21 protein-coding genes are annotated in these 24,860 nt (G+C 41.4%); 19 read left to right on the top strand and 2 right to left on the bottom strand.

From position 1 onward, the window contains the following. Window positions 1–170 precede the first annotated feature (170 nt). From ACKXGF_RS12950 to ACKXGF_RS12925, 6 genes are all read left to right on the top strand, one after another. Window positions 171–299, top strand: a complete 129-nt coding sequence (locus ACKXGF_RS12950; protein ID WP_279588348.1) for a hypothetical protein — start codon at window positions 171–173, stop codon at window positions 297–299. Between the two features lie 179 nt (window positions 300–478). After that, on the top strand, window positions 479–1,831 hold the full coding sequence (locus ACKXGF_RS12945) for a sodium-dependent transporter (protein ID WP_411954113.1): 1,353 nt from the start codon (window positions 479–481) through the stop codon (window positions 1,829–1,831). A gap of 32 nt (window positions 1,832–1,863) precedes the next feature. Then, on the top strand, window positions 1,864–2,178 hold the full coding sequence (locus tag ACKXGF_RS12940) for a YwdI family protein (RefSeq protein ID WP_411954112.1): 315 nt from the start codon (window positions 1,864–1,866) through the stop codon (window positions 2,176–2,178). 14 nt (window positions 2,179–2,192) lie between these two features. After that, the gene (locus ACKXGF_RS12935) at window positions 2,193–2,564 is read left to right on the top strand and encodes a DUF423 domain-containing protein (protein WP_167262004.1); all 372 of its coding nucleotides are present in this window, start codon (window positions 2,193–2,195) and stop codon (window positions 2,562–2,564) included. A gap of 425 nt (window positions 2,565–2,989) precedes the next feature. Next, window positions 2,990–3,409, top strand: coding sequence for a hypothetical protein (locus ACKXGF_RS12930; RefSeq protein ID WP_411954111.1), 420 nt, complete (start codon window positions 2,990–2,992; stop codon window positions 3,407–3,409). 66 nt (window positions 3,410–3,475) lie between these two features. Beyond that, window positions 3,476–3,997: a YwhD family protein gene (locus tag ACKXGF_RS12925; protein ID WP_411954110.1), complete on the top strand. Its 522-nt coding sequence runs from the start codon at window positions 3,476–3,478 to the stop codon at window positions 3,995–3,997. A 187-nt stretch (window positions 3,998–4,184) separates the two neighbouring features. On the opposite strand, the gene ACKXGF_RS12920 is transcribed toward ACKXGF_RS12925, so the two are convergent. Continuing rightward, a complete protein-coding gene (locus tag ACKXGF_RS12920) occupies window positions 4,185–6,134 on the bottom strand; it encodes a transglycosylase domain-containing protein (RefSeq protein WP_411954109.1) in 1,950 nt (649 codons plus the stop codon). Window positions 6,135–6,280: 146 nt separating this feature from the next. Here ACKXGF_RS12920 and ACKXGF_RS12915 point away from each other — a divergent pair, with 146 nt between their 5' ends. Both ACKXGF_RS12915 and argS read left to right on the top strand, forming a co-directional pair. After that, complete coding sequence (locus tag ACKXGF_RS12915; protein WP_411954108.1) at window positions 6,281–6,721, top strand: DUF1934 domain-containing protein; 441 nt, start codon at window positions 6,281–6,283, stop codon at window positions 6,719–6,721. 1 nt (window position 6,722) lies between these two features. Continuing rightward, on the top strand, window positions 6,723–8,390 hold the full coding sequence (gene argS, locus ACKXGF_RS12910; RefSeq protein ID WP_411954107.1) for an arginine--tRNA ligase: 1,668 nt from the start codon (window positions 6,723–6,725) through the stop codon (window positions 8,388–8,390). 309 nt (window positions 8,391–8,699) lie between these two features. Here argS and ACKXGF_RS12905 read toward each other — a convergent pair whose 3' ends face one another. Beyond that, a complete protein-coding gene (locus tag ACKXGF_RS12905; RefSeq protein WP_411954106.1) occupies window positions 8,700–9,869 on the bottom strand; it encodes a phospholipase D-like domain-containing protein in 1,170 nt (389 codons plus the stop codon). Window positions 9,870–10,050: 181 nt separating this feature from the next. On the opposite strand from ACKXGF_RS12905, the gene ACKXGF_RS12900 reads away from it, so the two are divergent. The 11 genes from ACKXGF_RS12900 to ACKXGF_RS12850 all read left to right on the top strand — a co-directional run bounded on the left by ACKXGF_RS12900 (window position 10,051) and on the right by ACKXGF_RS12850 (window position 24,839). Then, window positions 10,051–12,168 (top strand): 4Fe-4S dicluster domain-containing protein, encoded by a 2,118-nt coding sequence (locus ACKXGF_RS12900; protein ID WP_411954105.1) that lies wholly within the window; start codon window positions 10,051–10,053, stop codon window positions 12,166–12,168. A 587-nt stretch (window positions 12,169–12,755) separates the two neighbouring features. Then, window positions 12,756–13,826 (top strand): IS30 family transposase, encoded by a 1,071-nt coding sequence (locus ACKXGF_RS12895; protein WP_411953264.1) that lies wholly within the window; start codon window positions 12,756–12,758, stop codon window positions 13,824–13,826. Between the two features lie 383 nt (window positions 13,827–14,209). Continuing rightward, window positions 14,210–15,232, top strand: a complete 1,023-nt coding sequence (locus ACKXGF_RS12890; protein ID WP_411954104.1) for an ABC transporter ATP-binding protein — start codon at window positions 14,210–14,212, stop codon at window positions 15,230–15,232. Further along, entirely contained in the window at window positions 15,213–16,145 is a 933-nt protein-coding gene (locus tag ACKXGF_RS12885; RefSeq protein WP_411954103.1) for an ABC transporter ATP-binding protein, read from the top strand. The genes ACKXGF_RS12890 and ACKXGF_RS12885 overlap by 20 nt, the downstream gene beginning before the upstream one ends. Window positions 16,146–16,151: 6 nt before the next feature. Continuing rightward, window positions 16,152–17,114: an oligopeptide ABC transporter permease gene (opp4B, locus tag ACKXGF_RS12880; RefSeq protein WP_411954102.1), complete on the top strand. Its 963-nt coding sequence runs from the start codon at window positions 16,152–16,154 to the stop codon at window positions 17,112–17,114. A 23-nt stretch (window positions 17,115–17,137) separates the two neighbouring features. Further along, window positions 17,138–18,046, top strand: coding sequence for an ABC transporter permease (locus ACKXGF_RS12875; RefSeq protein ID WP_411954101.1), 909 nt, complete (start codon window positions 17,138–17,140; stop codon window positions 18,044–18,046). Between the two features lie 102 nt (window positions 18,047–18,148). Further along, entirely contained in the window at window positions 18,149–20,041 is a 1,893-nt protein-coding gene (gene opp4A, locus ACKXGF_RS12870; RefSeq protein WP_411954100.1) for an oligopeptide ABC transporter substrate-binding protein, read from the top strand. Window positions 20,042–20,462: 421 nt separating this feature from the next. Continuing rightward, window positions 20,463–21,650: an acetyl-CoA C-acetyltransferase gene (locus ACKXGF_RS12865; RefSeq protein ID WP_411954099.1), complete on the top strand. Its 1,188-nt coding sequence runs from the start codon at window positions 20,463–20,465 to the stop codon at window positions 21,648–21,650. Between the two features lie 17 nt (window positions 21,651–21,667). Next, window positions 21,668–22,519 (top strand): 3-hydroxybutyryl-CoA dehydrogenase, encoded by an 852-nt coding sequence (locus ACKXGF_RS12860; protein ID WP_411954098.1) that lies wholly within the window; start codon window positions 21,668–21,670, stop codon window positions 22,517–22,519. A gap of 21 nt (window positions 22,520–22,540) precedes the next feature. Continuing rightward, window positions 22,541–23,680, top strand: a complete 1,140-nt coding sequence (locus ACKXGF_RS12855; protein ID WP_411954097.1) for an acyl-CoA dehydrogenase — start codon at window positions 22,541–22,543, stop codon at window positions 23,678–23,680. A 16-nt stretch (window positions 23,681–23,696) separates the two neighbouring features. After that, on the top strand, window positions 23,697–24,839 hold the full coding sequence (locus tag ACKXGF_RS12850; protein WP_411954096.1) for an acyl-CoA dehydrogenase: 1,143 nt from the start codon (window positions 23,697–23,699) through the stop codon (window positions 24,837–24,839). The last annotated feature ends 21 nt before the right edge of the window (window positions 24,840–24,860 follow it).

Here is a 24,860-nt window from a genome sequence, read left to right as displayed (position 1 = left end):
AAGTGAATATTAATAATTGCCTGTTAATTTGGATGATACCATAAAGTTTATTATATGAACATAGCATTTCTAATTTTCAAAAAACTGTTTACCAGTGAATAGGACTGTAGTATAATGTGATTAGTGTTCTTCATAGTATAACGAGAAAGTTATATAGGGGGTTCTTGGGATTGATTAATAAGGAATACGAGCGTTGGGTGAGTCAATTTGAGTTAGAATTAGGTAGAGATTTAAAAGATAAAGAGAAGCATTTAGTCTATTGGATGTGTGATCAAGAAAAGAAGAGTAATATTAGTTAGTCATAAAACAACTCCCTGATACACTGCGCCTGTGGCCATTAAGCAGTGTATTTTTATACGACATAATTTTATCGGTTTAAAGTATTGACACATAAAAGGGTTGGAGTGGTAAAATGAACAATCATATTTCCTTGTCAGTATGATAAACTAATGATAATGATGAGTTAGGAGTGAACATGATGAGTCAACAAAGTGGCATTGGCCATGATCAGTGGAAATCAAGATTTGGTTTCATGCTTGCAGCTATGGGATCAGCGGTAGGTTTAGGTAATATTTGGCGCTTTTCTTATGTTGCAGGTGAAAGTGGCGGTGCGACGTTTTTACTTATATATCTTGCTTTTGTATTGTTAATCGGAATCCCACTATTACTTACAGAATTCAGTATTGGTAAAGCTGGTAAAATGGATGCCGTCGGTTCATTTAAAAAATTAGCCCCTAACACTAAATGGCATTTAACTGGCATTATGGGTGTTATTGGCGGTATTTTAATTTTAAGTTTCTATAGTGTTGTATCAGGTTGGTCTTTATTTTATTTATATCAATATATAACAGGAAGTTTTTGGACTGAGCCGGATGGCGGTTTTGGTGCAGCTTTTGATGCTTGGATTACTAACCCTATTGCCCCTTTATTTTGGCAAGCATTATTTTTAATTGTGACAATTGTCATTGTTAGGCGTGGTATTGGGGCAGGGATTGAAAAGGCTAACAATGTGTTAATGCCTGCGTTAGCATTACTCATGATTTTTATGGCTGGTTATGGCCTTACGTTAGATGGTGCAAGTGAAGGATTAGCTTTTCTATTTTCACCTGATTGGTCTAAGTTTGGCGATCCCAATGTTTATTTAATGGCATTAGGGCAAGCCTTTTTCTCATTAAGTATCGGAATTTGTGGCATGTTGACATACAGCAGTTACTTGAAAGATAAAGATAAATTACCAGCTGCAACAGTTGGTGTCGGCTTATTGGATACATTGTTTGCTGTGATTGCAGGTATTATGGTGTTCACGGCCGTATTTAGTTTTGGTGTTGAACCACAATCAGGGCCTCCGTTAGTGTTTATTATCTTACCGAGCATTTTTGAAAGTATGCCAGCAGGTGGTGTCATCGGTATAATCTTCTTCGTGTTATTGACGATGGCGGCTCTTTCATCTGCCTTGTCATTACTCGAATTACCCGTTGCTTACATTCACCGAACGCTTGGTTTCACTCGAAAAGCAGCAACAGTCATTGCAGGTTCGATTATTTTCGTGTTAGGTATTGCGGCTTCACTAGGCTTTGGTATTTGGAGTCATATTCAAGTGAATGGCAATAATATTCTCGATATAATGGATAATATTACGGCTAATGTTATTTTACCTCTCGGGGGCTTACTGATGGCCATTTTTGTCGGTTGGTATTTAACGCGCGAGAAGGCTGTTCAATTCAGTGAAATTGAGACACCGATTTTACAAGTCATTTGGTTAGCGATTATTCGTTTTATTGCTCCAATTGTGTTATTAATTATTATGATCACGTCTCTATTGGGCATGTAAAGTTTATGCTATAATAGTTTGTGGTGATCGATATGTCAGTGTCTTATCAACAAATAATTGAAAAAATGAAAATTGAATTACAATCTGTTGATGCTTCTTCTAATGAGGCGGATCTACGTGCTAAAATGTATGCAATTCGGTCGTTAGCAGATGTGGTGTTAGCTGATGAGGCGAAGGATGAACCGACAAAATCTTCTGTTCAACCTGAGTCTAAACAATCATCTAGCGAAACATCTGACATTTCGCCAATAGAAGCTAAAATGATGGGAATTGAACAACCGTCAAAGTCGTCGAAACCGACATGGCATGAAAGTGATGCGAACGGTGAGTCAATTTTTGATTTCTAAAGGAGCGTTAACAGATGAAATTATTATTAATAATCGGCGCCATTAGTGGTTTTATTACCGTTGCTTTAGGAGCGTTTGGGGCGCATGGTCTTGAAAGTCGTTTAAGTGCGAAAATGATGGATACGTGGGAAAAAGCTGTTCAGTATCAGATGTTCCATACTACAGCGATCTTTATCGCAGCTATTTTGGCACTAAAATCTGACGTGACTATGTTCCAAACCGCTGGGTGGTTTTTCATTGTCGGTATTTTAATCTTTTCTGGTAGTTTATATATTTATTCACTATCAGGCGCTAAAGTATTCGGCATGATCACACCTATTGGAGGCTTAGCCTTTTTAGTTGGCTGGGCAATTGTGGCTTATGCTGTCACTAAAATCGTCGTTTAAACAATTAGCTCTCACGAGAAGGTGGGAGCTTTTTTTCTACGGTTTGAGGGTGTTTGGTGGTGGTGTTGTAATTAAATTAGGTTTTGTTAGTATTTAGTATATTCTTGAATGATTTAGTGCTTAGTTGTTGAATTGTGAGAAGCGAAGGTGGCGACTCCTGCGGGAATAGCACGTGTCTCGAGACCCCGCAGGAAGCGCTTTTCTTCCGAGGAGGCTCGAGCCGTGCCCCTGCATAGAAAACACTGTGAAAAACGAACGTAGTGAGATTGAACAGATGTTGCACTTGTGCCCTATGGGTAAAAGCGTCCACCGAAAGCGGATCGCAATATCAACAACGGACTTCAACAAAGTGTTAAATTTAATTACTTTTCATATGGAATGATTGTGCTATATGATATAAGAAGATTAATAAGTGAAGGGGAATAGTGATGAATAAACTGAAAATCACTTTAATAGTTGCGCTGGTGATGACCTTTTTCGCTCCGCTGATCGTACAAGCAGACGGTGAAGCAGATAAAGTGGAACAATATCGCATCGCGGTGGGAGCTGAATGGTATCCAGTACAGGACGAATACGAGAAAATCGAAATGCCTTATTTGTCATACACATTTGATGCTGTTTTTACAGATGACGAAGATGAACGAGAGATGCTAACAAATCAAATTGATCAGGAAGCGGCCGATGAGTTATGGCACTTTTTTAACCGAGATGCCGTCAAGGAACTGCCTTATACGGATGAAGTGCTCGATTATTTAGAATCGAATTTCGAGGTTGATCAGGACGACGGCGGATTTTGGAGCTGGTTTGGCAGCTTGTTTAGTTGGATTGGGAACCTATTCGCATAGCCCTTCCTTTTAATAAAAGCGTGAATGTGGCAAAATGGAAGTGAAACATGTGAGGAGGTGCGACGCATGACTGATGAACAAAATAATCAGAAGAAAACGAACCAATTTACCATTATGAAAGATGATCCAATAGATGGTCACCCAGGTTATAGTGGCGGTGCTGGCGCATTCAGCTTAGAAAACATGTCGCCCGTTGTTGTGGATCCAAACGAAGATCGCGTGTTTGTTGATATGGGTGCCATGCATGCTCGTAGTGAAGTCGAGAAGCGGATTAAATTTGTTGCTGATAAGGAAGAAGTCCCGAATGGTAAACCTTATTGGATTGTATGGGTAACTGTTGAACAAAGTGAAGTAGGTCCGTATTATCATGGGGTAGCGGCTTGCTTTTTAGAAGTAGACCGTGAAGCACGCCGTGGCTATAAGATCTTGGCAGAACACGTCAATCGTATGGATAAATCGCTTAAAGGTCGAATCGTTTTAGAACACATGGATGATCATTCAAAAGCATTGTTACGTGATTTCCTTAAAGACTTCAATGAACAGTATTGGGAACTAGCTTCAGATGAACTGAAAGAAGTCCTTGCTTAATTTTGAATGATTTATGAACAATCAATCTCATGATTGTGCAAAACATCATTTCCTTGTAAAATAGAATTAAACATGGGCAAAGACATGTTTATTAGGACAAAAAATAGGTTAGTCGGATTTTCCGGCTAACCTATTTTTTATATTCAATTTTAAGTTTTGAAATAATCCCTTGAATTTATTTTAAAACTTAATGCGCTTCGCAATAAGTGGTGGGTTCGGTTCCTTCGATATAGTAGGTCAATCTAGCTTGTTCTGCACATGCATCGGTTGCCAGTTTGCCTGTTACGGGGTCGACTTCAACACCGACAACGCCACTTGGCACGGAAAATGGATCAGCAGGTAATTCCGCATGAAGCTGGTTCATGTATTGGCCCCAAATCTGTTTCGCTGCTTGTGTTTCCGAACGTCTTTCAAGTGGTTGACTTTCGTCATAGCCTGTCCAGATCGCAGTCGTATAATGGGGACTGTACCCGATCATCCATGCGTCATAGTCCGTCGTACCTGATTTCCCAGCATAAGCTTGATTAAGTTGATGGCTAATCGGCGATCCAGTTACGGATAAATAACCACTTAAGCGATTATCAAACATCCCCGTTAACAAATGGGTTAATACAAAAGCGTAACGCTCATCTAACACGGCTTCTTCTTCAGGTGCTTCGTGTTCATAAACGACCTCTCCGTGACGATCTTCAATTTTCTCAATCATATAAGGTTCCACGCTTTTACCTTGGTTAGCTAATAAACTATAAGCACGCGCCATCTCATATACTGATGCTGATTCAGTACCTAACGCCATTGCCAGACCAGGCTCTTCATCTGATTCGATACCAAATAATGAAGCTGCTTCTACTAAATTCTCAGGTTTAATAAATTGATTTGTTTTGACGGCATAAATATTATCTGAAACCGCTAAAGCTTGGGCTAACGTAACAGGTCTGTCAGCATAAACATCACTCACATTTGAGGGTTGATAAGGTTCTTCATTATTTAAAGCAAAACTAGTTTCAGTACTTTCGAGAGTCGTCGAGGGTGTAAAGCCATAAACTAAAGCAGCATAATACAGAAATGCTTTAAACGTTGATCCTGTCATTCTTTTAGATTGGACTGATCGGTTATAAGTCGATTGATCGAAATCGCGTCCACCTTGCATGGCGATAATCGCGCCTGTTTCATGATCAAGTGTCATCGCTCCGATTTGAAACTCCTTATCATCTGGTAAGTGTTGATCAGACGTTTCTTCTAATTTAGTTTGAGCTCGTTCCTTTACTGTCGTATAAACTTTATAACCTGAGGTCGTGAGTTGTTCGGGTGTGATATCTAATGTAGCAGCCGCTTGTTGAATGGCGTAATCCACTGCATATTGCCCTTGCTCCGATTTACTCGTTACAGGCTGTGTTAAGCGAACAGGTTCATCTATCGCCTGGGCAAATTGCTCGTCATCGATAAACTCACTATCATTCATTTGTTTTAAAATCCATTCTTGTCGTTCCATTGCTCGTTCCTTATGATCAATAGGGGAATAAACCGAAGGACCTTTTGGAATAGCTGCTAATAACGCTCCTTCAGTCACGGATAAGTCACTTGCTGATTTATCAAAATAATACTGACTGGCCGCTTCAATGCCATACTGCCCGTGACCGAAATAAATCGTATTTAAGTAACTCGTTAAAATCTCGTCTTTGTCCCAAAACATTTCTAAGCGAATCGCAATTAATAACTCCTCAATTTTCCGGTGCCATGTTTTATCATGCGTTAGAAATAAGTTTCGTGCTAATTGTTGGGTGATGGTGCTCGCCCCTTGGCTCAGGTCACCTGATAATATATTTTGATAAGCAGCGCCTGCAATACGTTTAGGATTAAATCCTAGATGATTATAAAATTGTTGGTCTTCTGCAGCTATGACGGCTTCTGTTACATGGGGTGAAATAGCTTCTAAATCGACGGCATAACGGCTTTTAAGTCCGTGTTGCTCAGCTAAAATAGCCTGATCGTCACTGTAAATGACGGTATTTTCATCTAATTGAATCGCCGGTGCCCCTTGAAGCCAAAGCCAGACCAGAACCGTGCTCATACAACCAATAGCAAAAGAACCACTTATAATAAAAAAGAGCATTAAACGTTTGATCCATTTAATCATCACACCACACCCCTTCAACGTTTAGTATGGGCGTTTAAAAGCGTGCTTAAACGTGTGATGAATCTTTACTTCTCTTTTATGTTAAAATTCGTTATAATATATGTTTGGAAGTGTTATGATTGTAAGTGAAAGAAGGTCGAAATAGCGTGACAAATCAAGCTTTAACCGTAGACATTACGGTCGATACAGAAATTAAAGACCCAAATGGAGCCGATGAATGGATTCAACGTGAAGAAAAAGGGTCATATATTCAGCGCGGTGGTGTCCATTTACTAAAATATAATGAGAACATGGATGGCGCTGGAACAGTTAAAACGTCGATGATTATTACTGATGATAAAATTACATTAAAACGCGAAGGTGCTATTAAAATGCATCAAGTGTTTCGAATCGGAACAAGTACAGAAACGGTGTACCGTCATCCCTACGGTCATTTTCGAATGGAAACGACGACGAATCGAATGGAATATATAAAAGGAACAGAAAATCGATGCGGGAAAATTTATTTGAATTATCATGTTGCTTTAAACGATGACGAGCCACGTGAACACATATTCGAATTGAACTTCGCAGAGGAGGATGCTTGAGTTGAATGTAGTAGAACAGGTTGAACAACAGTTAAAACAAGCGATCGAACAAGCCGTATTAGCTGCTAATTTAGCTAATCAAGACGAGATGCCAGAAGTGATTTTAGAAACACCTAAGGAAAAAACTCACGGTGATTACGCGACGAATATGGCGATGCAATTAGCGCGGATCGCAAAGAAACCCCCACGTGCTATTGCCGAAGAGATCGTCGAACAAATTAATAAAGAGGGCGCGTCCATTAAGTCAATCGAAATTGCTGGCCCTGGATTTATTAACTTTTTTATGGATACGTCTTATTTAACAGATGTAGTAAGGACAATCTTTGAACAAGGCAAGCATTACGGAGAAACGAATGATGGTGGTGGAGAACAGGTACAGATTGAGTTTGTATCAGCCAATCCGACTGGCACGCTTCACCTAGGTCATGCGCGTGGTGCTGCGTACGGTGATACTCTAGCTAACGTCATGACGAAAGCTGGTTACGATGTTGAACGCGAGTACTATATTAACGATGCGGGTAATCAGATTGATCAATTGGCGTTATCGATCGATGTTCGTTATGCTCAGGCCTTTGGAGAAGATAAGGAAATGCCCGAGAATGGTTATCGCGGTCAAGATATCATTGATTTAGCGAATCAATTAGCAGAAGAATATGGTCGTCAATTTTTAGATATGCAAGAATCTGAACGTCTAGCAGCTTTCCGTGAACACGGGCTGAATCATTTACTTGAGCAAATCAAACAAGACTTAGCAGCGTTTCGTGTTCCGTTTGATACTTGGTTCTCGGAGCAGTCATTATATGATGAAAATCGTGTCGTAGGCGCCGTTGATGCGCTTCGTGAGCGTGGTTACGTCTATGAATCTGAAGGTGCTGTTTGGTTCCGTTCAACTTACTTTGGTGATGATAAAGATCGTGTATTAGTTAAGAACGACGGAAATTATACGTATCTTACACCTGACATTGCTTACCATCAAGATAAAATCAGTCGAGGCTTTGACCAGCTGATCAATGTTTGGGGCGCTGATCATCATGGTTATGTCACTCGAATGAAATCGGCGATCCAAGCACTAGGTTACGACGATTTACTCGATATTAAAATCACGCAAATGGTGAACTTATTCGAAAATGGTGAGAAAGTGAAGATGAGTAAGCGGACTGGGAAAGCCGTGACAATGAAAGAATTGATTGATGAAGTAGGCATTGATGCGGTGCGTTATTTCTTCATCATGCGTTCTAACGATGCTCATCTCGACTTTGATATGGATTTAGCGCGTTCAGAGTCGAACGATAACCCAGTCTACTATGTCCAATACGCTCATGCTCGTATTTGTAGTATGTTACGTCAGGCTGAAGAAAAAGGCGTAGATATTGATGCGATACCTGATCTAGCGCTGTTAACAGCCGAGAAAGAAGTTGACTTACTCAAGCGACTAGGTGACTATCCGCAAGTGGTTTCAGAAGCGGCTACAAGAAAGATGCCGCACCGTATTCCGCAATATGTCTTTGATTTAGCGTCTGAATTACACAGTTTCTATAATGCAGAAAAAGTGATCGACACAGATCAAATGGCGTTAACCCAAGCGCGGATTGCTCTCATGCAAGCAACGCGTATTGTCATTGAAGACGCCCTTAACTTAATCGGTGTGCACGCACCTGAAAAAATGTAATAAAACCCGGTGAGCCTTTGGCGCTCATCGGGTTTTACTATGAGCCCGACTCGATGGAAAGCGAGCCCGACTCGATGGAAAGCGAGCCCGACTCGATGGAAAGTGAGCCCGACTCGATGGAAAGTGAGCCCGACTCGATGGAAAGCCTCCACAACTCGATGATAAATTCGAAATCGCGATGGAAAATCCCCTCGACTCGATGGAAACACCTTGAGCTCGCTGATAAAACCTCACAACATGATGGGAATGCGAGCATTTCCTTCCTTCATTAATCATATTCAACCTGCAAAACGCGCTCCGAACCAGCGCTTATAAATATGGACGCAATACCCAAGCCAGACACTTTTTGATACGGAAAACAAAAGCATTAGGCGTTTTCAACCAAGCATCGTACAAAGGCATAGCAGCTCGAAGATCACGGTTAAAATAACCTTGGATCGTTTTAACAGCGGTTTCGTCTTTAATCAACATATTAACTTCTTCATTTAAATAAAGGCTACGTAAGTCGAAATTAGCTGTACCAACATCGGCTACTTTGCCGTCAATAATTAAAGACTTTGCATGATAAAATCCCCGATAAAATAAATAAACACTAGCTCCGTACTTGGCCATTTCATGAAGATAGGGAGCGGATGCTTCTTTGACAAAGGGGTGATCAGAATCGTGTGGGTAGAGGATGTCGATGTGAACACCCTCTTTCAACTTTTCAATTAATAAAGCTTTGAGCTGTTTGCTTGGAATAAAATATGGGCTACCGATTTGGATGGTTTTCTGAGCGGAATTAATGAGTTGTAGAAATGTAGATTCTAACGTTCCACTACTTGATCCAATGAGTTGCATTCGAGTATCTCCACGTTCTAGCTCACTTCTTGGTATGGAAATCGGTTCTGAAGCGTTATTTCGCCAATCAAATATGAATTGCTCTGATAAGTCCTCAACAATTTCTTCCGTTAATTTCATATGATAATCGCGCCATCGTGAAAATTGGTCGCCTTGGTTAATATATTGATTCCCTACATTAAATCCTCCTAAATAGCCTATATGTCCATCAACGACGGTGATTTTTCGGTGATTGCGCTGGTTGATGGATTGAATAGGATGCTTAATCGAAAACCGATTGCTATAAACGACTTGGACACCAGCTTGTTTTAACATTTCGATTTTATCTTTGGCTAATGTTCGCGAACCCATTTGATCAATGAGTAAATATACAGTAACACCCGAAGCAGCTTTTTCCTGCAAAATTGTTAAGACGTGATGGCCGAATAAATCGTTTTTAATAATAAAGAATTGCACACAAATCCAAGTCTTGGCGTTGCGAATATCTTCTATATAATGTTGGAACAAGCGATGCCCATTGACGAAAAAAGTCATATTGCCTTGTCGAACGGGGTAGGTGGGTTCAGAGTTAGATGATTGGCTGGTTTGAAGCCAAAGTGTGACTAATATAATGATAGCAATCGTGATTAACACCCACATAAACAGCTTCCTCCTTCTTGACTAGTTTTCGAAAAGGCTCGTGATTTATGCAAAAAGGCATTGACTGAATGCTCATTCAGTGTATAATAAATTATAAGAAAACTTGTTCAATTCTGACGCTCTCATGTTAGAATGTTTAGTATGAAAGCGGTCACAGGTTATACTACTAGGGGGGAGACAGATGGAAATGTTGTTATGGGTGAATTGGGTTGCATTTCTAGCGATTACAGTATACGCATTATTCTTGTTCGTCAAAGTGGTGCGTACGCGAATTGCTTACATTAAATTGGGTCGAAAAACAGAATTTGACCATGACGTAAAACAACGGTTAAAAGATATTGGTGTTTATGTATTTGGGCAGAAGAAACTGTTAAAAGACGCCAAGTCAGGCGCGATTCACGTGATGATGTTTTACGGTTTTCTACTCGTGCAATTTGGAGCGATTGATTACATATGGAAAGGGTTAAACCCAGGATCACATTTACCGTTCGGGATATTTTATCCAGGGTTCGTCTTTTTCCAAGAGCTTGTCACATTAACGATTTTAGTGGCTGTTGTATGGGCGTTCTACCGTCGTTACATCGAAAAGCTCGTTCGCTTAAAGCGCGGTTTTAAAGCTGGATTAGTCTTGATTTTTATCGGTACACTGATGGTTACAGTGTTAGCTGGTAATGGTTTTGGTATGATTTGGCACGGTCATGAAGCGGCATGGACTGAGCCGGTTGCATCCGTTATAGCAATGTCCTTTTCATGGGTGAGTCCAACTGTAGCGACTGTTTTATTCTATATTATGTGGTGGATTCACTTAGTGGCGTTGCTTGCCTTTTTAGTTTATGTTCCACAGTCAAAACACGCTCATTTACTCGCAGGTCCAGCGAATGTTTACTTCAATCGCGATAAAAACCACGGTAAGCTTGAGCCGATTAATTTTGACATGGATGAAATGGAAGAATCAGATGAGGAACCTTCATTTGGTGTAGGAAAAGTTGAAGATTTAAGCGATTTACAATTACTCGACTTATACGCTTGTGTCGAATGTGGTCGTTGTACGGATGTTTGCCCATCATCTGTTTCAGGTAAAATGTTATCGCCAATGGATGTATTAGTAAAAATTCGCGATCATTTAACTGAGAAAGGTGCTGCTGTAACAGGTCAAACACCATGGGTACCTTCATATGCATTCTCTGATGCGACAGGAAACCAAGTTGTTGATCCAAACAGTGAAATATCTAGTCAAGTGACAAGTAAAGAATTAATTGGTGATGTTGTGACAGAAGAAGAGCTTTGGGCTTGTACGACATGCCGTAACTGTGAAGACGCTTGTCCAGTTATGAATCAACATGTTGACACGATTATTGACCTTCGCCGTTACTTGGTGATGACAGAAGGTAAAATGGATCCTGAGGCGCAGCGAGCGATGACAAACATTGAACGCCAAGGTAATCCATGGGGCCTATCGAAGAAAGACCGTGAAAATTGGCGCGAAGAAGATGAAACGTTAAACGTTCCAACAGTTAAAGAACTAGAAAAAGAAGGCGAAGAATTCGAATATCTATTCTGGGTTAGTTCAATGGGCTCTTACGATAATCGTAGCCAAAAAATTGCAATGGCCTTTGCTCGCTTGATGAACAAAGCAGGCATTAAATTTGCGATTTTAGGTAACAAAGAACGTAACTCTGGTGATACGCCACGTCGTATGGGTAACGAATTCTTATTCCAAGAATTAGCTGAAAAGAATATCAAAGAATTCGAGAAGAATGATATTAAGAAGATCGTAACCATCGATCCGCACGCTTATAATATTTTCAAAAATGAGTACCCAGATTTCGGGTTTGAAGCTGAAGTTTATCACCACACAGAACTGTTAGCGGAGCTCATTAATGAAGGTCGGCTTGAACCGAAAGAAGCGGTCAATGAGAAGATCACCTTCCACGACTCTTGTTACTTAGGGCGTTATAATGAAGTTTATAACCCACCACGTGATATTCTACAGTCCATTCCAGGAGTGGAATATGTCGAAATGAAACGAAACAAAGAGAATGGTATGTGTTGTGGTGCTGGTGGCGGTATGATGTGGATGGAAGAAACATCAGGTAACCGAATTAATGAGGCCCGTACAGAACAAGCGTTAGAAGTTAATCCAAATACGATTTCCAGTGGTTGCCCGTTCTGCTTAACGATGTTAACAGACGGAACAAAGGCCAAAGAAGTCGAGGAAGAAGTCACCACACAAGACGTAGCAGAAGTATTAGAACGCTCAATCTTTGGTGAAGAAGCAAAAGTAGAACAACCAGCATAATTAAATCACTATGTTAAATGTCAGTGATGATTTAACGATTATTGTTTTAAATTATAGTTGTTGAATTGTGAGAAGCGAAGGTGGCGACTCCTGGTCGACTAAAAGCGGTCACGTACTGTGACCAACGTCGACATTAGGCCGTCCGGGCCGTCACGGGAATAGCACGAGCCTCGAGACCCCGCAGGCCACGCCATTGGGCCGAGGGATGCACCTGCGTCTTCTAGTAATGCTTCGAAGCGGGCTTCCTCGGTGCAAGTTGCAAAGTAGCTTATTCGATGTTGTCGCCTGGCTCGAGCCGTGCCCGCGGAAAGCGTCCACCGGTAGCGGATCACAATATCAACAACGGACTTAAACATAGTGAATTCAATAGTCCCTATATGGTTTGTTATAGCCATATAGGGTTTTTCATGCATTGGTGTGAATGATTATTCATTTGTCATTAATTGTCGGTAAATTATTATACTAATTTAATAAATCTTCTAGGTGGATTTTATAATGAACTTAGCCACTTAAGTCATAAAAAACGCCATGTGAATTTCATGTTATATTGAAGTTAACCACAACACTCAATAAAGGAATGAAATCACATGACGCCATTTAATGATAACATGCCCCGCACTAAGGGCAAACACTTAAGCGCGGATGAACGGTCAAAAATCCAAGTGTTAAAGCAGGAAGGCTATTCTCACCGTCAAATCGCCAAAGTATTAGGCTGTGCGCCGCAAACAATCAATAATGAGATTAAACGGGGTTCGGTGACGCAAGCAAGAGAACAGAAACAAAATGGCAAAACATACCGCTATACGCATCCCGTTTATTTCCCAGATGTCGGCCAACGTCAGTACGAAGAAAATCGGTTAAACTGCGGGCGTATACCGAAATGGGTTGGTATCCCTACATTCATAGAATGGGCGGATACCAAGATGCTTCAGGACGGATGGTCTCCAGACGCTGTCGTCGGTTATTTGAAAGTCCATTTTCCGTATGCCCAAGCCTTACTACCGTGCACTACCACACTCTATCATTGGATCAACATCGGCATTATGCGGACGAAGAATATTGACCTGCTTGAGAAAGTCAGTCGCGCACCTAGAAAGACCGGGCGGCACGGTAAAGAAAATAAGCGCAAGTTAGGTACTTCCATTGAAGAGCGGCCGAAACATATTGAAGACAGAGCAGAGTTCGGACACTGGGAAATTGATACGGTACTGGGCGTTAAAGGTGAAGATGATGAGGTATTACTCACCTTGGCCGAGCGTAAAACACGGTTTGAATGCGTTATTAAAGTCGACCGAAAGGATGCATCATCGATTTCAAAAGCCGTTCAGTCACTGGCCGAGCGAACCGGCACAGACATGCGCGCCATGTTTAAAACCATCACGTCAGATAACGGGTCGGAGTTCAGCACGTTAGAAACGGATTTAAAAGAAACGACCCAAGTCTATTTTAGTCATCCCTATGCATCTTATGAACGCGGCACCAGCGAAAATCAGCACAAATTGATTCGACGGTTTATACCGAAAAGTCACCCCATCAGTCAAGTGAGTCAGCAACAAACCTTACGCGTACAAACGTGGATGAATACCTATCCGCGGAAACAGCTCAATTATCGCACGCCACAGGAAGCACTCATGACAGAGGTCAAGGCAATAGCTTAGATAGTTGTGACATTTCGCTCCCCCCTAGGGGGGAGAGCGTCAACTCTCTTCATCTATTCACAATCTCCCCATAGCAGGGGCTGGCCCAGTGGCTAACTTGTACTTGAAATTTAGGAATAAATCTTCTACAAAAAATGGCTTGATTAATTAATAAACCATGATAAAATAAACGAATAAGAATTCAGAAAATAAAGCCAAATGACAATAAACTATATTTTTAGAAAATTAAAAAACATCTTGCTTTTCTAAATTTCATTCATTACAATAACAGTTGTAAATTTAATTAACAGAACAATGACAATATTAAAGTTTTTTTAAGTTTAATTTTCAGAATTTACAATCAATAACAATCAGCAAGAAAATAATGATCAAGGGTGATGGTGTTGAGTCAGGAACTATTAAAGATTAACAATTTATCAACGTCGTTTCAGATTGACGAAGAATATTACGCAGCTGTTGATGACGTTTCATTAACGGTTCGAGAAAATGAAGTGCTAGCGATTGTAGGAGAATCAGGATCAGGTAAAAGTGCTACAGCCTTCTCGATCATGGGTTTACATAATCGAGGTAAAATCGAGGGTGAAATCTTACTCCAAGGTCAAGACCTTGCTAAGTTATCAACATCAGAGATGAATAAGATTCGTGGTAAAGATATGTCTATGATTTTCCAAGATCCTTTGACAGCTCTTAATCCACTGATGGAAATCGGTGTACAAATCGGAGAAGTTTTATTATTACATAATAAGAACATGTCTAAGTCAGAACGACGAAATTATGCGATCGAACTACTGAGTCGAGTAGGAATCCCAAGACCTGAACGGGTGATTGACCAATTTCCACATGAATTATCTGGTGGTATGAGACAACGTGTGATTATCGCGATTGCGATTGCTAATCAGCCTAAATTATTAATAGCAGACGAGCCGACAACGGCATTAGATGTGACAATCCAAGCTCAGATTCTTGACTTGATGCAAGAGTTAAAAGATGACTTAAATTCCGGGGTTATTCTAATCACTCACGATTTAGGGGTTGTTGCTGAAATGGCTGACCGTGTGGCTGTTATGTACGCGGGCCAAATTGTTGAAGAGTCGGATGTGGAGTCGATTTTCGTTAATCCACAGCATCCTTATACGCGTTCACTACTCAGTTCCATTCCAGCAACAGATTACGCACAAGATCGTTTACATGTGATTCAAGGCATTGTGCCATCACTTAAGCATTTACCACGTACTGGTTGCAGGTTTAAAGAACGAATACCTTGGATTGATGATGATGCCCATGAAGATCATCCAGTCCTACATGAAGTGAGTGAAGACCACTTTGTGCGTTGCACGTGTTATCAGCATTTTTACTTCCCAGATGAGAACAAGGAGGACCAAGCAAATGGCGTTACTGAAGGTTGATGATCTTAAAATACACTTTCCTATTCATGGGGGAATATTAAACAGAAAAATTGATGAAGTTAAAGCCGTCGATGGCGTTTCATTTGAAGTGCGAGAAGGTGAAACATACGGGCTTGTTGGTGAATCAGGTTCAGGAAAAACGACAACAGGAAAAGCGGTTATGGGCTTGAATAATATTACGGATGGCGATATTTACTTTGAAGATAGTCATTTGAATGCTAAGAAAGGTAAGAAAATTGATGTCCGTAATGATATTCAAATGATCTTCCAAGACCCGTATTCGAGTTTGAACCCAAGAAAACGTGTGATTGATATCGTTGCTGAACCGATTCGAAATTATGAGAAACTATCGAAGGATGAAGAGAAAAAGCGGGTACAAGAGTTACTTGAACGCGTTGGAATTAGTTCAGACAGTATTATGAAGTATCCACACGAATTCTCAGGTGGTCAACGGCAACGTATAGGTGTTGCCCGTGCAATTGCATTAAATCCGAAACTTATTATTGCAGATGAGCCTGTATCAGCCTTGGACGTGTCTGTTCAAGCTCAAGTGCTGAACTTTTTGCAAGATATCCAAAAAGAAATGGATCTAACGTTATTCTTCATTGCTCACGACTTAGGCGTTATTAAACATATGTGTGACCGCATTGGCATTATGTATCAAGGTCGTTTAGTTGAAGAGGGATTGACGGAAGAAATTTTCAACAACCCACAACACATTTATACGAAACGTTTAGTCGCAGCTATTCCAGATGTTGACCCTCGAAATCGAGAAAAACATCGAGAATTTCGTGCGCAGATTAAAGAAGAATATCAGCAATCATTTTATGACTACTTTAATGAAGAAGGCTTGGCGTTTAACCTCAAGCAAATTACAGACACACACAAAGTAGCTTTACCAGAAAGAGGTTGATCGATTATGTGGAAATTTATCGTACGAAGATTAATCATTACACTACCACAGTTATTATTGATGAGTTTACTCGTGTTCTTCATGGCTTCGCTTATGCCAGGGGATGCCTTTACTAGCCAAGTTGATCCAAGTCTTTCACAAGAAGCGATTGAAGAACAACGTGAGCGTTTAGGTCTAAATGACCCATGGTATCAGCAATATGGCAGATGGATTTCTAATGTAGCTGAAGGTGATTTCGGAACATCAACAGCGCATTACCGACCAGTAACTGATTTGATTTGGGAGCGAATGATCAATACGATTTGGTTATCCTTATTATCTGTTATTTTCATTTATGCGATTGGTATTCCTTTAGGTATTATCAGTGGACGTTGGAATGATCGTTTAGTCGATCAAATCATAACAGGCTATACATACTTAGGGTTTGCGACACCAATCTTTATTTTCGCGCTAGTTGTCCTGTTTTTCTTCGGATTTACATTAGGATGGTTCCCGACAGGTGGATCTGTCGCCTCAGGACTAGAACCAGGTTCGTTCGAATACATTATTAGTAAGTTGCATCACTTATTATTGCCAGCTTTATCGATTGCGTTAATCGGTGTGGTTGGTACAGTGCAATACCTCCGTAGTGAAATTATAGACACGAAGCAAAAAGATTTCATTGTTACAGCCAGAGCAAAGGGTGCACCAGAGTCTCGTGTATACAACCGTCATATCTTCCGTAACTCTGTTTTACCGATTGCAGCGTTTTTCGGTTATGAGATTACGATGCTTATTACTGGATCAGTGTTTGTGGAGCAAATTTTCAGCTATCCAGGGATGGGTAACTTGTTTATCGAGTCAATCTTAATTCGTGACTTTCCAGTTGTAACAGCAGTCGTTCTGCTGTTTGGGCTCGCGGCCATACTCGGTGCATTATTATCCGACATTATTTTAAGTATTGTTGATCCACGTATCCGTATTAAATAACAGAGTTGCAGGGGGTGAAACGAGTGAGTAATCAACAAACAGAGAAAGTCGTTGAACAAAAAGTAGAAAAAAGTCCTTCTGGTTTATCGATATTCTGGAAGGAAGTTATGAGAGATAAATTAGCATTAGTGTCCTTGGTTTTTTTGGTGTTAATTTCACTTGTCGTTTATGGAGTCTCGATATTATTAAATCAGGATGAAATCGTTCGAGTTGATCCATTTGCGATTTACGAACCGCCTTCAGAAGAATTTATTTTAGGTTCAGATCAAGGTGGACGTGATATTTTTGGTCAGTTAATTATCGGTACTCGTAACTCGTTATCAGTCGGGATCTTAGTTACGATTATGTCAGGTTTTGTTGGAATTGTTTTTGGAGTTGTCTCCGGCTATTTCGGTGGCCATGTGGATAACGTGATGATGCGTATTGTTGACTTTTTCATGGTACTACCAAACATTATGATTATTATCGTATTTGTTACGATTGTTCCGAAATATAGTGTTATGACCTTCTCGCTTGTGATGTCAGCATTCTTATGGATGGGAATAGCGAGGTTGATCAGGTCGAGAGCTTTACAGGAGAAAGAACTTGATTATGTCCAAGCATCCAGGACATTAGGTTCCTCGCATACAAAAATCATTTTCACACAAGTATTACCGAATATTATGTCACTGATTGTGGTGACGATGACGCTTAACTTAGCAGCAAATATCGGAATTGAATCGGGCCTCTCATTCTTAGGTTTCGGGTTCCCACAAGATACTCCGAGTTTAGGAACGCTACTGAGTTATGCGACGAATCCAACCACTTTAGAGCAACGCTGGTGGATTTGGGTACCAGCTGCGATTTTAATCTTAGTCTTAATGTTATCCGTTCGTAACGTCGGTGAAGCATTAAAACGTGCGGCAGATGCAAGACAACGCCGTGCATCCTAATTTTGATACAGTCGTTCGTCTCATAACTGAGATGGCGATTAGTATATATTTTATGTCAGTTAATCTGACAAACTACTTTAAGAAAAAAGGGGAGGTATTTACATGAGCAAATCTGTGACGGGCAAATTGTTTTTTGTCCTAATGCTCGCTCTGTTCCTTGTTCTGGCTGCATGTGGCGGCGATGACGAAGGAAATGAAGAAGCCGGTGGTGGCTCTGAAGAAGGTTCAGAAGAATCAGAAGGTAGTGAAGGTGGAGACGAAGGTTCAGAAGAAGGGTCTGAAGAAAGTAGTGAAGATCCGGAAGATAAAATCTATGACATCGAGAATTTTCCAAACAAAACTTCTAATGAAGAAGATCCGATTGATGGTGGCCATTTAAACTTCGGACTTGTTTCCGATACAGTGTTTGAAGGTACACTACAATATAACTTCTATTCAGGTGACCCTGACTCTCAGATCCTGCAATTCATTGATGAAGCAATGTTAGGTATGGACACAGATCATACGTATAACAATGAAGGTCCAGCGACATTTGAGGCAAATGAAGAAGAAGGTTCAATTACATTTGAAATCAAAGACGGCGTTAACTGGCACGATGGTGAGCCGGTTACAGCTGAAGACTGGGTTTATTCTTATGAAGTAATTGGACACCCTGATTACACAGGTGTTCGTTACGGTACAGTTGGTTTCACTATGATTGAAGGTATGGAAGAGTATCACAATGGTGAAGCTGATGAGATTTCAGGTATTGAGATTCATGATGAAAAATCATTTACAATTAATTATGAGCGTCTAACACCATCATTAACATCAGGTGGTATTTGGACGTATGCAATGCCAAAACACGTATTTGAAGATATTCCTGTAGCTGATATGGCTGAAAGTGATCCAGTTCGCGAAAACCCAATCGGCATGGGACCATTTAAAGTTGATTCAATCGTACCAGGTGAATCAGTTGAGCTAACTGCGAACGAAGATTATTGGGACGGTGAACCGAACTTAGACGGTGTTACTGTTAAAGTTGTTAACCCGAACGTTGTTGCACAAGAACTTGAAACTGGTGGGGTAGATGTTGTTGACGCATTCCCTGCAGACCAGTATCCAGAAAATTCAAACATGGAAAATGTTGAATGGTTAGGCGATGTTGCTGGTTCTTACAGTTACATTGGCTTTAAACTAGGTGACTGGAATGCTGAGGAAAATAGAGTCAATTATAAGCCAGACGAAATGAAGATGGGAGACGTTGAACTGCGCCGTGCAATGTGGTACGCAGTTGATAATCAAGGTGTTGGTGAGAACTTCTACAACGGCTTACGTTGGAATGCAACAACTCTAATTACGCCTTGGCATGAAAACTTCCATGATGAATCAATTGAAACACCAACGTATGATCCTGAAGAAGCTAACGCTATTCTAGATGAAGCTGGTTATGAAGACACGAATGGTGACGGTTTACGTGAGAAGCCAAATGGCGATGAGTTAACTATTAACTTCGCTTCTATGTCAGGTGGCGAATCAGCTGAACCGATCGCAAACTACTACATGCAACAATGGGAAAAAGTTGGTCTAGACGTACAACTAGTTGATGGCCGCTTACTTGAATTCAACCAATTCTATGACCGCGTTGGTCAAACTGGTGAAGATGATCCTGCGATCGATATCTATGCAGGTGCATGGAGTGTTGGTTCAGACGTTGACCCTACTGGTCTATATGGACCTACACAAATCTTTAACTTCCCTCGTTATGAGAGCGAAGAAAATACTGAACTTCTACAAGAGGGTATTTCTGAAGAAGCATTTGATCAAGAGTATCGTAAAGAAGTTTACAGTGACTGGCAAGAACTTATGGTAGAGGAAATTCCAGTATTCCCTACACTATATCGTTCTGAAGTTTATCCAGCTAACGAGCGTGTAACAAATTATGATATCACAAGATATCAGCTTGAATGGCAAGATGTAGGCGTAACACAAGAAGAACCTGTTACAGCTGAATAATTAAGTTGATTAAACGCCGAGAGACTCAGTCTCTCGGCGTTTTTCTTGTTGGAGATTTTTATTTATGGCTCTGTTAAAGTTTAGTGTTGATTTTTTAATGATGTAGCAGAGAGTTGTTGAATTGTGAGAAGCGAAGGTGGCGACTCCTGCGGGAATAGCACGAGTTTCGAGACCCCACAGGCCATGCTTTTCGGCCGAGGAGGCTCGAACCGTGCCCGCGGAAAGCGTCCACCGAAAGCGTATCACAATGTCAACAACGGACTTTAACAAAGCTTATTTATTAAATAGTTGGCTCAATTTAAATACAGCTTCGCTCTATATTGAACAAAAATTATAAAAAATCTGCAAAATTGAACGAACGCTCAATCAATATATGTTATAATACATGATAGCGGTTACATAACGAATGAGGAGGTTTAATATGACAAAAACAGTCATTGTTGCAGGTGCACGTACGCCGTTCGGAAAATTCGGTGGCGCCTTAGCACCCTTAACAGCAGTTCAACTCGGAGGTATAGCGATTAAAGAGTCGTTGAAACGAGCGAATGTTGAAGCAGAGGATGTTCAAGAAGTCATCATGGGATCAGTACTACAAGGGGGTCAAGGACAATTGCCATCAAGGCAAGCGCTACGTGAAGCTGGTCTGCCGTGGGGCACGAAAACGGAAACGATTAACAAAGTTTGTGCATCAGGCATGCGCAGTGTCGCTTTAGGTGACATGCTTATTCGTCTCGGTGAAGAAGATGTCATTGTCGCAGGTGGTATGGAAAGCATGAGCCAAGCACCATATTTTATGCCGAATGCTCGCTGGGGCTTCCGAATGGGGGATCAGAAAGTGAAAGACATGATGGTCCATGATGGTCTGACATGTTCTTTTGAAAATGTTCATATGGGAAGCTACGGTAATCGAACAGCTAATAAATTCAATCTCTCACGTGAACAACAAGATGAATGGGCAGCGCGCAGTCATGAGCGCGCAGTTCAAGCAATAAAAGACGGTAAATTAGCTGATGAAATCGCAACTGTCGAAGTTCCACAACGGAAAAAAGACCCGATTCAAGTGACAGAAGATGAAGCACCACGTGAAGATACCACAGCCGAGAGCTTAGCTAAACTAAAACCTGCTTTCGATAAAGATGGCACGATCACAGCAGGAAATGCACCTGGTGTTAACGATGGAGCCGCTTCAATGGTCTTAATGTCCGAAGACAAAGCCAATCAAATCGGCCAAACGCCACTCGCAACGATTTTAGGTCACGAAGAAGTGGCAGTTGAAGCTGATCGTTTTCCTGAAACGCCAGGCATCGTCATCAACAACTTACTTGAGAAAACAGGTTATTCTAAAGACGATATCGACTTATTTGAAGTGAACGAAGCCTTTGCAGCTGTATCACTTGCGAGTCGTGAGATCGCAGGACTCGATCCAGAGAAAGTTAACGTCAACGGTGGGGCAGTTGCCTTAGGTCACCCGATCGGCGCAAGTGGCGCGCGTATTATTTTAACTTTAGCCTATGAATTAAAACGTCGCGGTGGTGGTTTAGGTATTGCGTCCATCTGCTCAGGTGGCGGGCAAGGTGACGCCTTATTAATCGAAGTACCGAAGCAATAATCGGAGGAGGAAACGGCATGGCTGTACAAAACGTTATGGTCGTTGGAGCTGGCCAAATGGGGGCAGGGATTGCTCAAGTTTTTGCTCAAGCTGGCTTCGACGTGAAATTAAATGATATCTCAGAAGAATCACTAACAAAAGGCTATCAAGGCATCGAAAAACGCCTTGATCGACAAATCGAAAAAGAGCGCATTACAGCTGATGATAAGAAGAACACGCTGAATCAAATCCAGACAACGTCAGATATCAATGCTGCGGATGATCGGGATTTAATTATTGAAGCTGTCGTCGAGACGATGGACGTTAAAACGAAGGTCTTCCAAAAACTTGATGAAGTCGCGCCGAAACATGCGATTTTAGCGACGAATACGTCCTCTCTACCTATTACGGATATCGCAGCGGTAACAAATCGTCCTGAACAAGTGATCGGCATGCATTTTATGAATCCAGTGCCAGTCATGAAGCTCGTTGAAGTGATTCGTGCGATTCAAACTAGTGACGCCTCTTATCAAACGATTCAAGAAGCGACTGAAAAGCTCGGAAAAACACCAGTTGAAGTGAATGACTATCCTGGCTTTATTTCTAATCGTGTCTTGATGCCCATGATTAATGAAGCGATTTATACGGTTTTTGAAGGCGTTGCGAAACCCGAAGATGTTGATAGTGTGATGAAGCTTGGTATGAATCATCCGATGGGACCGCTTCAACTTGCTGATTTCATTGGCTTAGATACATGTCTCTACATTATGGAAATTTTACACGAAGGCTTTGGTGACAGTAAGTATCGTCCGTGCCCACTCTTGCGGAAATATGTGAGCGCTGGCTGGCTAGGTAAGAAGTCAGGTCGTGGTTTTTACGTCTATGATTAAGGTGAGCAGGAGGAAACCCTCATGAATTTGCAATTTACAGAAGAACAAATGATGATGCGTAAGATGGTACGGGATTTCGCTCAGCAAGAAGTCGTGCCAGCTGTTGAACAGATGGAAAAAGAAGACCGTTTTCCTGAAGAATTAATCGCAAAAATGAGCGAACTTGGTCTACTTGGGATTCCGATTAGTGAAGAACGTGGCGGAGCAGGTATGGATTACACGTCATATATTATCGCGATTCATGAACTGTCGAAAGTGAGTGCAACACTAGGCGTCATATTATCTGTGCACACGTCAGTCGGAACTTTTCCGATTTTGAAATTTGGTACAGAAGAACAAATCAATCACTATATCCCGAAATTAGCTTCGGGCGAATATCTTGGTGCATTTGCTTTAACCGAACCTCAGGCTGGTAGTGATGCTAGCAATCTGAAAACAAAAGCGGTTAAAGATGGTGATGATTACGTTCTTTCAGGCTCAAAAGTGTTCATGACAAATGGTGGATTTGCGACGACTTATATCGTGTTTGCTAATACAAACCCAGAACTCGGTCATAAAGGGGTATCCGCTTTTATCGTTGAAGATGGGACTCCAGGCTTTGAAGTCGGTAAAGCAGAAGAAAAGATGGGTTTACACGGCTCGAGTACGGTTTCGCTAGCTTTTGACCAATGTCGAGTGTCGAAATCGCAAATGCTCGGTGAAGAAGGTGAAGGCTTTAAGATCGCGATGGCGAACTTAAACATTGGCCGAATTGGCATTGCGGCTCAAGCTCTTGGTATTGCAGAAGCATCATTAGAAGCTGCGACGGATTATGCAAAAGAACGTGAACAATTCGGTAAGCCGATCGCGAAGCATCAAGGTGTGTCATTTAAACTAGCAGACATGGCGACAGCCGTTGAATCTGCGAAACTATTAGTCTATAACGCCGCTTCAACTTATGAAGCGGGGGAAGATGCAAGCATGCAAGCATCGATGGCGAAGAAATTCGCATCACAGACAGCAATGGACACAGCGATCGAAGCTGTTCAAGTCTTCGGTGGCTATGGTTACACGAAAGATTATCCTGTTGAGCGTTATTTCCGTGACGCAAAAATTACTCAAATCTACGAAGGAACGACCGAAGTCCAGAACATGGTTATCAGTCGTCAGTTGCTGAAATAAAAGGAGGAAACAATCGATGAATTTTCAACTATCCGAAGAACAACAAATGTTACGAAAAATGGTCCGTGATTTCGCAGTCAATGAAGTTGAACCAACGGCGGCAGAACGAGACGAGGAAGAACGCTTTGACCGTGAAATTTTTGACCAAATGGCCGATCTCGGTCTAACCGGAATCCCGTGGCCAGAAGAATACGGCGGTATCGGCTCAGATTTCGTCAGTTACGCGATTGCCGTTGAAGAACTATCACGCGTTTGTGCATCTACTGGTGTGACTCTATCAGCACACATTTCACTAGCGAGCTGGCCAATCTACACATACGGAAATGAAGAACAAAAGCAAAATTTTCTGCAACGTCTAGCAACTGGTAAAGCTTTAGGGGCGTATGCTTTATCAGAGCCTGGTGCAGGTAGTGATGTGTCATCCATGAAGACAACGGCGAAACTTGACGGCGATGAATACGTGCTTAACGGTTCTAAAGTATGGATCACCAACGGCGGTGTCGCTGATATTTATGTTGTGTTTGCGAAGACAGACATGGATGCAAAACATAAAGGCATCTCCGCATTTATCGTTGAAAAAGGAACAGAAGGCTTTAGTTTTGGTAAAAAAGAAGAAAAACTCGGGATTCGTTCATCACCAACGACTGAACTCATTTTCGAAAATTGCCGTATTCCAAAAGAAAATATGCTAGGTGATGAAGGTGACGGCTTCAAAATCGCGATGACGACATTAGATGGTGGTCGTAACGGCATAGCCGCACAAGCGGTCGGGATTGCTCAAGGCGCACTTGATAAAGCGACGGATTACGCGAAAGAGCGCGAACAGTTCGGTAAGCCAATTGCGAAAAATCAAGGCATCTCGTTTAAGCTTGCTGATATGGCAACCAATATCGAAGCATCTCGTCTATTAACCTATCAGGCGGCTTATAACGAGTCAGAAGGTCTTTCATATCAAAAAGAATCCGCGATGGCGAAGTTATTTGCGGGTGATACAGCCATGAACGTTACCGTAGAAGCGGTGCAAGTTTACGGTGGCTATGGTTACACGAAGGATTATCCGGTTGAACGTTATATGCGCGATGCGAAAATCACGCAAATTTATGAAGGTACACAAGAAATTCAACGTCTTGTCGTTGGCCGCATGGTTACGAAAGATTAATTGATTGAAAGGAGGACTCGT

It is taken from the genome of Alkalibacillus sp. S2W, from assembly GCF_046764385.1.
GTDB lineage: Bacteria > Bacillota > Bacilli > Bacillales > Alkalibacillaceae > Alkalibacillus > Alkalibacillus almallahensis.
The sequence above is the reverse complement of the archived record's forward strand: the minus strand, read 5'-3'. Positions and strand labels throughout refer to the sequence as shown.